The organism is Clostridium estertheticum (genome assembly GCF_018861295.1).
GTDB classification, from domain to species: Bacteria; Bacillota; Clostridia; order Clostridiales; family Clostridiaceae; genus Clostridium_AD; species Clostridium_AD estertheticum_D.
Window position 1 is genome coordinate 1 of the sequence record NZ_JAHLDM010000048.1, and the last position, 10012, is coordinate 10012.

Below are 10012 nucleotides of genomic sequence, written 5' to 3' on the forward strand. Positions count from 1 at the left end.
TGGAAGACCACCAGGTTGATAGGTTAGAGGTGTAAGCATGGTAACATGTTCAGCTGACTAATACTAATAAGTCGAGGGCTTGACCAAGATAAAACAAGTAACAATTAATATTAATATTAATATTGCGAACTAACTGTGCAATTTTGAGAGAATACTTTTCTATAAAGAAAGTAAAACTTCTCTATATAGAAATGATGATGAGAATATATTTATATAGAATATCCGTAGTCAACGACGGTAGATTCTCAATTATTATTTCTGAAGATAAATCTGGTGATAATGGCCTGAAGGTAACACCCGTTCCCATACCGAACACGAAGGTTAAGCTTCAATGCGCCGATGGTACTGCAGGGGTGACCTTGTGGGAGAGTAGGTTGTCGCCAGGTCAATACTAAAATACTAATATTTTAGTATTTTAGTATTTTTTAAGGCTCCTTGGTCAAGCGGTTAAGACACCACCCTTTCACGGTGGTAACAGGGGTTCAATTCCCCTAGGAGTCACCATAAATATTTGCAGGTGTGGCGGAATTGGCAGACGCACTAGACTTAGGATCTAGCGCCTTCGGGTGTATGGGTTCAACTCCCTTCACCTGCACCATAATTAAGCGGGTATAACTCAATGGTAGAGTGTTAGCCTTCCAAGCTAATTACGAGGGTTCGATTCCCTCTACCCGCTCCATTATATTTAATATGCGTCTTTAGCTCAGTTGGATAGAGCAACGCCCTTCTAAGGCGTGGGCCGGGGGTTCGAATCCCTTAAGACGCACCAAACATTGGGATATCGCCAAGCGGTAAGGCACCACACTTTGACTGTGGCATTCGTAGGTTCAAATCCTGCTATCCCAGCCATTATGGTTTACTAGCTCAGTTGGTAGAGCACATGACTTTTAATCATGGTGTCCGGAGTTCGATTCTCCGGTAAGCCACCAAATTTTCTAGGGCTCCTTGGTCAAGCGGTTAAGACACCACCCTTTCACGGTGGTAACAGGGGTTCAATTCCCCTAGGAGTCACCATAAAAAAGCTCTTGCTTTTAAAGCAAGGGTTTTTTTATTTTATAAAATATTAATCCAATTTATAAATAATACTGTTTTGATTGTGTATAGTGTTGATTATTTTCATAAATAAGTGTATATTTATAAAAATGGAGATAAATTTATGATTATAAGTAAAAGAGTTGTTATTGCAGAGTTCATTAGAAGACCAAATAGATTTGAAGCTTATGTAAATCTTAATGGAAAAGAAATAATAGTACATGTTCCTAATACGGGAAGATGTAAAGAAATATTAGTTCCAGGATCTAAAGTTTTATTAAGAGAAGAGCTTAATCCAAGTAGAAAGACATTATATGATTTAATTGCTGGATATAAAGATAATAAAATTATTAACATAGATTCACAAATTCCTAATAAAGTTGTTGATGAAGCGTTAAAAGACCAAAAGATACAAAAACTTGTTAAATATAATATAATACAGAGGGAAAAAACTTTTGGGAATAGTAGATTTGATTTTAAACTATCTAATAACATGGGTGAGGAATATTATCTTGAAGTAAAAGGGGTAACACTTGAAGTAGATGGTAAAAGTATGTTTCCAGATGCGCCTACGCAGAGGGGAAAAAAACATTTATTAGAACTTATAGAAGTTAAAAAAATAGGAATAGGAGCTGGAGTGCTATTTCTTATTCAAATGAGCAATATAGAAAATTTCTCTCCTTATGATGATATGGATGGAGCTTTTGGTGAAGCACTACGATTTGCATACAAAAGTGGTGTAGATATTTTTGTATACGAATGTGATGTGGGTGAGAATTACATAACCTTAAGCAAATCTGTTGAGATTATTTTGTAATTTATAAGATTACTAAGAGATTTATTGATATTTGTTTTAATTGAATTAAAGCCTAAATAGGATTAAACTAATAACATAGGCATTAAGAGGAGGGATAATTTGAGATTTATATATTGTCCAATTTGCGGAACAAAATTAATTGAAAAAGATAGTTGGGATGAAGGGGCAGTACCATATTGCCCTGTTGATGATAATATGTATTTTGACACACCCAAACCATGTGTAGTAGTTGCAGTTATGAAGGGTAAAGAAATCTTACTTCTCAAACAAAATTATACTTTTAAAAATTCAAAGGTATTAGTATCGGGATATGTAACTAATGGAGAATCTGTTGAAGAGACTGTATATAGAGAAGTTAAAGAGGAAACAGGTATAACTGTTGGAAAAATTAAATATTTGGGGAGTGATTATTTAGCTTCCAAAGAAATTATAATGCTAACATTTATGGCGAAGTTTGTTGAAGGAAATATAAAGAAATCGCCTGAAGTTGATTGGGCTGATTGGGTAAACATAGATGATGCTATATGTGAAATGAGTGAAGATGAAATAGGTAAGAGAGTTGTAAGAAAGTTATTAAAGGAGATTAATTATACTGGTGAAAAGGCTTATAGATGCGATATAAAGTAAAGGTGATTAAATATCGGATAACAAATAGAGGGGAGAGAAATTAAAATGGAAAAAGAAGTTAAAGAGAAAACTATGTATCAAAAAGCGCCTCAGATAACAGGAAATTTGAGAAGACATATGATAGAGCTACCAACGGCTATTAGAGATGCTACTGGGATTGTAATATTTGGTAAAAGATTAAAATCTTTTGTTTTTACTACAGATGTAGCTGTTATAAGAAATACAAACGCTGATGCAATTATTGCAGTATATCCATTTACACCTCAGCCTATAATAACGGAAGCCTTGGTACTTGCTGCTGATGTACCAGTATTTTGTGGTGTTGGAGGAGGCATTACTACTGGGAAGAGAGTAACAAATTTAGCATTAGATGCTGAATTTAAAGGTGCTATGGGGATAGTTGTTAATAGTCCAATATCTAATGAAGTTATAACACAGGTAAGGGAAACTATAGATATTCCAATAATAGTTACAGTTGTATCAGAATTTGAAGACATAGAGGCGAGAATAAGAGCAGGAGCTACTATAATTAATGTTTCAGGCGCTAAAAAAACGGCTTATATAGTTAGCAAAATAAGAGAAAAACATCCTAATTTTCCAATAATTGCAACTGGAGGTCCTGATAATGAAACTATAAGAGAAACTATAAAAGCTGGTGCTAATGCAATTACTTATACGCCACCGATAGTAGCGGATATATTAAATGAAATAATGATTAAGTACAGAACGATTTACAAGAAAGAGGATAGTGAAAACAATATTTAAACTATTGATAAAATAGTTTAAACTAAAATGGTAGGTGATAAAATGGCTGTAGGTGGAGACAATTGTATTCACTGCCCTGAAGCTTTAACAAAACAGTGTAGTGGCGAAGTAACGGATTGTGTATGTAAAAGATGTCCAAGAAATTTAAGACAGTGTTTAACTACAAAGTATTGTAGAGAAACTGAATCTATAATTAATATAAAAGATTATTGGTGGGAAACTCATTAATAAAATATTTAGATGTTATTTAAATTATAAAAAACAACATATGCAAGCTATTAGAACATTTTATGTTTTAGTAGCTTTTTTTATTTAAAATTTTAAAAATTAATTTAAATAATAAAAATGTGAAGAGGATTTATTTGATGAAGTTAGGGAAATAATAAATAGATATTAACTAAATTTTAAATTTTAGGAGGTTTAATATTATGCCAAATATAGAACAGATGACACACGTAGCAAATAGTTGTAATGGATATAACTCAATAGGAACAGGATTTCAGTCTTCAATAGGTAATGCGTATAGTAAAAGTTGTGACAATTGCCAGCATTTAAAAAATAATAAGTGTGAAGTTAATTTGTACGATAAAACTTTAGCTGGATTAGATCAAGGTTAATATACCGACTTCGCAGTAGATGATTTAATAGTATATTCCTAAATAGAATTTCTAGTATTAACACCATATAACAGATATGATTTGTTATATGGTGCTTAATTATGTAACATAAATGTTATCGCTTTTATAGGTTTTATACATATAGCTTAGTATTATATGTAAATGAATACAATTTTGATATAATATTAAGTGAAATAATTATAATCTTTGTTCCTATTACATTGAGAAACATATACTTAAGTGTTAAAATAAGTGTTATAATTCAATAACAATAAAAATATGAATAAAAAATTGTAAAAATAGAAATTTGGAGGTTGAATATGCATAAAAGATTATTTATACCGGGACCAGTAGAAGTAGCGGAAGATGTACTTCAAAAAATGGCTACTCCTCAAATATCACATAGAGGTAAAGAAGCATCAACGTTACAAAGGAACATAAGTGATAAAATGAGAAAAGTTTTTAATACTAAAGAAGAAATAATGCTTTCAACTAGTTCAGGAAGTGGACTAATGGAAGGTGCTGTTCGTTCATGTACAGCAAAAAGGGCAGCAATATTTTCAGTTGGAGCATTTGGGAACAGATGGTTTCAAATGTGTACGGCTAATGGGGTACCAGCGGATAAATTTGAATCTGAATGGGGCGAGCCAACAACTAAAGAAATGATTGAAGAAGTATTAAAAACCGGAAAATACGATTTAATAACTATTACTATGAATGAGACTTCAACAGGGCTTATGAATAATATGGAAGAACTTTCATCAGTTTATAAAAAGTATCCTGATGTTGTAGTATGCGTAGATACGGTGAGTAATGCTGCCGGAACAGAAGTAAAAGTAGATGATTGGGCGATTGATATTTGTATAACTTCAACTCAAAAATGTTTAGGATTACCTGCAGGAATGTCTATTTGTACATTCTCAAAAAAAGCAGTAGAAAGGGCTAAATTAGTTACAAACAGAGGAGTATATTTCGATTTATTAGGACTATATGAGTGTATACAAAAGAAGGATTATCAATATCCATCTACTCCATCCCTTGCACATATGTTTGCTTTAGATTATCAATTAGATAAAATATTAGAAGAAGGATTAGAGAATCGGTATGCTAGGCATATAGCTGGTGCCGAGGTTGTTCGCGAATGGGCTAGAAAATACTTTGCAATATTTCCTAATGAAAAATTTGTGTCAAATACAGTAACTGCTATTAAAAACACAAAAGAAATTAATATTTCTGATTTAAACAAGAAATTAGGAGAAAAAGGATTTATGATTTCTAATGGTTATGGAAAGTTAAAAGATAAGACATTTAGAATTGCTCATATGGCTGAAACTACGCCAGAAGAAGTAAAAGAGGTATTGGCAATAATTAATGATATTTTAGGACTTTAACGACATTTCAGAAGGAAGGTCGCCCACTTTTCTAAGTGGGAGTTACATATTATAACAAATAATAAAAAAATTAAGAATGAAAAATTATATTGTGATTTTTCATTCTTAATTTAACTTTAATGAGATATAAAATATTTTATATATAGAGGAGGATTTTAATGATTAGAGTGTTAGTTACTGATGGTATGGAAAAAGGTGCAATTGAGGAGTTAAAAAATAAGGGATTTGAAGTTGTTGAAAAATTTTATGAACCAGAATTTTTAGGTGAAGAATTAAAAAACTTTGATGTAATTGTAGTTAGGTCTGCAACAAAGGTTAGAAAGCCAATAATTGATAAAGCAGCAGAAGCAGGAAAACTAAAGCTTATAATTCGTGGGGGAGTAGGCGTTGATAACATTGATGTAGCATATGCCGAGGAAAAAGGAATAAAAGTCACTAATACGCCTAATGCAAGTAGTGCATCTGTTGCTGAACTTGCGCTTGCACATATGTTTGCGGTATCAAGATTTGTTAATATCTCGAATGTAGCTATGAGGCAGAGCAAGTGGGATAAGAAAAAATATACGGGTGTAGAGATAGGTGGCAAGACACTAGGGCTAATAGGATTTGGAAGAATATCTAAAGAGTTAGCAAAAAAAGCATCTGCGCTTGGTATGACAGTTATATATACAGATATAATAGGGAAAGCTAAGGGTTTTGATGAGTATGAGTACTTAGAGTTAAATGATGTATTAAAAAAATCAGATTATGTATCATTGCATATACCTTTTATTAAAGAGAGCGGAGCTACTATAGGAAAAGATCAATTAGCAATGATGAAGGATGGCGCATTTTTAATTAACTGTGCTAGAGGTGGAGTAGTTGATGAGGCTGCTTTAGTAGAAGCGTTAGACAATGGTAAATTAGCAGGAGCTGGTGTGGACGTTTATGTTGAGGAACCAACAAAAAATGAAGCTTTAGTTAATCATCCCAAAGTGTCTGTAACACCACATATAGGAGCGGCTACAAAGGAAGCTCAAACAAGAATAGGTACTGAAATAATGGAAATTATTATTAGTTTTTTCAATTAAAATGATTGATCACGGGAGGAACAATTATGGCTATAGTAAGGCCTTTTAAAGCATACAGACCACAATTAGATTTAGTAGAAAAAGTAGCAGCTCTTCCTTATGATGTTATGGATAGTGAAGAGGCCAGAGAAATGGTAAAAGGGAAACCTTATTCATTTTTACATGTTGATAAAGCAGAGGTAGATTTACCAAAAGGTATAGATGTACACGATAAGCAAGTTTATTTAAAGGCTAGAGAAAATCTTCAAAAGATGATTAGTGATAAAGTGTATATTCAAGATGAAAAACCATGCATGTACATTTATAGGCAAATAATGGATGGAAGGTCTCAAACAGGTATAGTTGCTTGTGCATCAATAGATGATTATATAAAGGACACAATTAAAAAACATGAGTTAACAAGAGCGGATAAAGAGCTTGATAGATTTAATCATGTTGATTATACAAATTGTAATACTGGTCCAATATTTTTGACATATAGACATAAAGATGAAATAGATAGTATAGTAAAAAATTGGACTCAAACAAAATCTCCATTATATGATTATAAATCAGAAGACGGTGTGGCACAAATCATTTGGGTTATTAACGTGGAATCTATTATAAATAAACTATCTGATATATTCGCGGCGACCGATTATTTATATATAGCCGACGGACATCATAGATCAGCTTCAGCTGTCAAAGTTGGATTAAAGCGAAGAAAAGATAAACCATCCTATACTGGTGATGAGGAATTTAATTACTTCTTATCGGTTATATTTCCAGATAATGATTTATATGTAATGGACTATAATCGAGTGGTTGCAGATTTGTTTGGAAACTCTTTTGATGAATTTATGAATAAAGTTTCTGAGAAATTTGATATTACGACCTTTGATGGTATTGGTCAATTTAAGCCAGAAGTACAAAGGACATATGGGATGTTTTTAGAGGGAAAATGGTATAAATTAGAGGCTAAAGAAGGAACTTTTAATTTGAAGGATCCAGTAGGAAGATTAGATGTATCAATTTTGCAGAAGAATTTATTAGATCCGATTCTAGGAATTGATGACCCAACAACAAATTCTAGAATTGATTTTGTAGGTGGTATCAGAGGGCTTGGGGAACTTGAAAGAAGAGTTAGGTGTGGTATGAAAGTTGCATTTTCTATGTGTCCTACAACTATGGACGATCTTATAGATATAGCTAATGCAGGTAAAACAATGCCTCCTAAATCAACTTGGTTTGAACCAAAATTACAAAGTGGAATATTTGTACATGAATTATAATTTTAGGTAATGGTAAAAATGAACTGTTCAAATAGTTATAAAGGCCACGCATATGCGTGGTCTTTATAACTATTTGGGGTATAATTAGATGATTATAAAATTATAATTAATTAATAAATATGAAAGTAATAAAAAGTATAAAAACAATTACGATAAAATATATTTTGAAGGAGAAAAAACATATGCCACAGCATGCATTGTCAAGAACAGAGTTACTTATAGGCATGGATAGCCTAAACAAGTTAAAAGAGAGTAAGGTAGTAGTATTTGGGATAGGCGGAGTTGGAAGTTATACTGTCGAAGCATTAGTAAGAGCAGGCATTGGAAAAATAGTATTAATAGATGATGATACTATATGTTTAACAAATTTAAATAGGCAAATACATGCTACACATAAAACTATAGGTAAAAGCAAGGTTTTAGTAATGAAGGATAGAATACTCGAAATAAATCCTAAGTGTGAAGTTATTACTTATGAAACATTTGTGACAGCAGATAATATGGGAGATATAATTACTGAAGATACAGATTATGTAGTAGATGCTATTGATACTGTAGCTTCAAAAATATCTTTAGTTGAGTACTGCACGAAGCGGGGCATTAAAATTATATGCTGCCTTGGAACAGGTAATAAATTAGACCCAACTTTATTTAGAGTTGTAGATATTTATGATACAAAAGTATGTCCGCTTGCAAGGGTTATGAGGCAGGAACTTAGGAAGAGAAATATTGAGAAATTAAAGGTAGTTTATTCACAGGAAGTTCCTATAAAACCAAAGTCAGACGAGGTTATAACATGTAAAGAAGGTTGTGTATGTATCGGTGGTTCAAAGAAATGTGCTATGAAAAGACAGATCCCCGGTAGTATATCTTTTGTTCCACCAGTGGCAGGAATGATAATTGGTGGTGAAGTGATTAAGGATTTAATAAAAAAGGTTAATATTTAATAGTTTTATTATGAGAAATAAACAAGGGTGTAAGGTTAAGCACCTTTTGTTATTTTTGTTAATGAATATATTTATGATCTAAATTACTATTATTGTAGACAAAGGAGTTAAAAATGAACAAAGGTAAGTATGTTAATTTAGAAGCTTTAAAGGGCAACGAGAGAGAGTATATTATAAAAGATAATAATTATATTATACTAGGAAGAATATTTATAATTGAATTAGATAAAGAAAACAAATTTTGCCAATTTAGAATAAAATTTCATAAACATACCAATGGAAGTTACGAGTATTTAAAAGATACATTAAATCTCATGCTGAATATTTTGTTTAAAAACATGGGAATAAATAAAGTGGATATTATTGCTGATGAAAATATAAATGTAAGTGCTTTTACTGATTTAGGATTTGAACTAGAGGGTATAATAACTGATAGTGTGGTAAATAAATCTGATTATCAATCAGAGGTGATGTTTGGTATAAACGCCTTTAGATTTAATAAGAATTCAATAAGGAGAGATTTAGATATTAAAGGTAGGAATATTAATATTCGGGCATTGACTCCAGGGGATGCGCAGGAGGTATTAGGGTTTCATTTAAGGAATAGACAATATTTGAGTTGTTTTGAACCGGTTAGGGATGAAACATTTTATACTTTAGATAGTCAAAAACGTACTTTAACAGAGGGTTATAAACAATTTTTAAATGGTAGTGGTGTTAATTTTGGAATATATAAGGCTAAGAAACTTATTGGTAAAATAAGAATATCGAATATAGTTATTGGTGTTTTTAAAAATGCCTTTATAGGATATTCTATGGATGAGGAAGAACAAAACAAGGGATATATGAAGGAGGCTGTTAAGCTTGCGGTAACATATGCATTTGAGGAATTAGAATTACATAGAGTCGAAGCTAGTACGCTGATAAATAATGAAAAATCACAAAGAGTTTTAAAAAATTGTGGATTTAAGGAACTTGGTATAAGTGAAAAATATTTATATATTAATGGCGAATGGAGAGATCACATGGTTTTTTATAAGGTTAAAAATATTTAATTAACTAACTATAATTCAAATCATATATTGATTATAGTGTATATTAGAATAAATGCCTTTTTATTATAGTGGGAACCTTCAATTTATGTTAATAGATGTGTATACTAGTCCTAGTGTATCAACATGAGAGAAACGTAGAATAAGTAAGAAAATAAGATTATTATGTACTTATGTTGTCTTAAATAATATATACCATAAAACGGATAAAAATAATTATGATAAGATATTACATGTTGCTGCTGTTTTGCAATGAAACATTAATCAAGATAGTAAAAGACTTAATTAAAAAAAGTAAAATACTATTGACAAATGATTAAACAACTGATAGAATAGTAGAAGTCGTCACATGATGACAAAGCAAATTGGTCTTTGAAAATTAAACAGAGAAATAGGTAAAGAAATGAAATAATATTTTATTTT

10 protein-coding genes, 7 tRNA genes and 2 rRNA genes are annotated in these 10012 nt (G+C 31.5%); all 19 read left to right on the forward strand.

The genetic code is table 11. The features are described from left to right. Nucleotides 1-87 (forward strand): 23S ribosomal RNA (locus KPL54_RS25030); the annotation flags it as partial. A gap of 182 nt (nucleotides 88-269) precedes the next feature. Further along, nucleotides 270-386 (forward strand): 5S ribosomal RNA (rrf, locus tag KPL54_RS25035). Nucleotides 387-429: 43 nt separating this feature from the next. Continuing rightward, nucleotides 430-504 (forward strand) — tRNA-Glu (locus KPL54_RS25040). Between the two features lie 9 nt (nucleotides 505-513). Beyond that, nucleotides 514-598: transfer RNA gene (locus KPL54_RS25045), tRNA-Leu, on the forward strand. Nucleotides 599-605: 7 nt separating this feature from the next. After that, nucleotides 606-679 (forward strand) — tRNA-Gly (locus KPL54_RS25050). Nucleotides 680-692: 13 nt separating this feature from the next. Continuing rightward, a tRNA-Arg gene (locus KPL54_RS25055) sits at nucleotides 693-769 on the forward strand. A gap of 5 nt (nucleotides 770-774) precedes the next feature. Continuing rightward, a tRNA-Gln gene (locus tag KPL54_RS25060) sits at nucleotides 775-849 on the forward strand. Between the two features lie 4 nt (nucleotides 850-853). Further along, nucleotides 854-929: transfer RNA gene (locus tag KPL54_RS25065), tRNA-Lys, on the forward strand. A 10-nt stretch (nucleotides 930-939) separates the two neighbouring features. Then, a tRNA-Glu gene (locus KPL54_RS25070) sits at nucleotides 940-1014 on the forward strand. Nucleotides 1015-1156: 142 nt separating this feature from the next. Further along, the gene (gene sfsA / locus KPL54_RS25075; protein WP_216109219.1) at nucleotides 1157-1849 is read left to right on the forward strand and encodes a DNA/RNA nuclease SfsA; all 693 of its coding nucleotides are present in this window, start codon (nucleotides 1157-1159) and stop codon (nucleotides 1847-1849) included. Nucleotides 1850-1948: 99 nt separating this feature from the next. Continuing rightward, nucleotides 1949-2476: an NAD(+) diphosphatase gene (locus KPL54_RS25080; RefSeq protein ID WP_071610948.1), complete on the forward strand. Its 528-nt coding sequence runs from the start codon at nucleotides 1949-1951 to the stop codon at nucleotides 2474-2476. A gap of 45 nt (nucleotides 2477-2521) precedes the next feature. Then, nucleotides 2522-3241, forward strand: a complete 720-nt coding sequence (locus KPL54_RS25085) for a hydrolase (protein WP_216109220.1) — start codon at nucleotides 2522-2524, stop codon at nucleotides 3239-3241. Nucleotides 3242-3283: 42 nt separating this feature from the next. Further along, nucleotides 3284-3469 (forward strand): hypothetical protein, encoded by a 186-nt coding sequence (locus KPL54_RS25090; RefSeq protein ID WP_071610950.1) that lies wholly within the window; start codon nucleotides 3284-3286, stop codon nucleotides 3467-3469. 200 nt (nucleotides 3470-3669) lie between these two features. Then, complete coding sequence (locus tag KPL54_RS25095; protein ID WP_216109221.1) at nucleotides 3670-3858, forward strand: hypothetical protein; 189 nt, start codon at nucleotides 3670-3672, stop codon at nucleotides 3856-3858. A 320-nt stretch (nucleotides 3859-4178) separates the two neighbouring features. Next, complete coding sequence (locus tag KPL54_RS25100) at nucleotides 4179-5249, forward strand: pyridoxal-phosphate-dependent aminotransferase family protein (RefSeq protein ID WP_216109222.1); 1071 nt, start codon at nucleotides 4179-4181, stop codon at nucleotides 5247-5249. Nucleotides 5250-5407: 158 nt separating this feature from the next. Then, nucleotides 5408-6319, forward strand: a complete 912-nt coding sequence (locus KPL54_RS25105; protein WP_216109223.1) for a D-2-hydroxyacid dehydrogenase — start codon at nucleotides 5408-5410, stop codon at nucleotides 6317-6319. A gap of 26 nt (nucleotides 6320-6345) precedes the next feature. Continuing rightward, nucleotides 6346-7590 carry a DUF1015 domain-containing protein gene (locus KPL54_RS25110; protein ID WP_216109224.1) on the forward strand — a complete coding sequence of 415 codons (1245 nt, stop codon included), beginning with the start codon at nucleotides 6346-6348 and terminating at the stop codon, nucleotides 7588-7590. Between the two features lie 182 nt (nucleotides 7591-7772). Continuing rightward, the gene (locus KPL54_RS25115; RefSeq protein WP_216109225.1) at nucleotides 7773-8537 is read left to right on the forward strand and encodes a tRNA threonylcarbamoyladenosine dehydratase; all 765 of its coding nucleotides are present in this window, start codon (nucleotides 7773-7775) and stop codon (nucleotides 8535-8537) included. Nucleotides 8538-8650: 113 nt separating this feature from the next. Continuing rightward, nucleotides 8651-9592 (forward strand): GNAT family N-acetyltransferase, encoded by a 942-nt coding sequence (locus KPL54_RS25120; RefSeq protein WP_216109226.1) that lies wholly within the window; start codon nucleotides 8651-8653, stop codon nucleotides 9590-9592. Nucleotides 9593-10012 lie beyond the last annotated feature (420 nt).

Bases quoted from the DNA above. Each gene is read 5' to 3' on its own strand.
- sfsA (WP_216109219.1), top strand. From the start codon at position 1,157: ATGATTATAAGTAAAAGAGTTGTTATTGCAGAGTTCATTAGAAGACCA.
- KPL54_RS25085 (WP_216109220.1), top strand. From the start codon at position 2,522: ATGGAAAAAGAAGTTAAAGAGAAAACTATGTATCAAAAAGCGCCTCAG.
- KPL54_RS25090 (WP_071610950.1), top strand. From the start codon at position 3,284: ATGGCTGTAGGTGGAGACAATTGTATTCACTGCCCTGAAGCTTTAACA.
- KPL54_RS25095 (WP_216109221.1), top strand. From the start codon at position 3,670: ATGCCAAATATAGAACAGATGACACACGTAGCAAATAGTTGTAATGGA.
- KPL54_RS25100 (WP_216109222.1), top strand. From the start codon at position 4,179: ATGCATAAAAGATTATTTATACCGGGACCAGTAGAAGTAGCGGAAGAT.
- KPL54_RS25105 (WP_216109223.1), top strand. From the start codon at position 5,408: ATGATTAGAGTGTTAGTTACTGATGGTATGGAAAAAGGTGCAATTGAG.
- KPL54_RS25110 (WP_216109224.1), top strand. From the start codon at position 6,346: ATGGCTATAGTAAGGCCTTTTAAAGCATACAGACCACAATTAGATTTA.
- KPL54_RS25115 (WP_216109225.1), top strand. From the start codon at position 7,773: ATGCCACAGCATGCATTGTCAAGAACAGAGTTACTTATAGGCATGGAT.
- KPL54_RS25120 (WP_216109226.1), top strand. From the start codon at position 8,651: ATGAACAAAGGTAAGTATGTTAATTTAGAAGCTTTAAAGGGCAACGAG.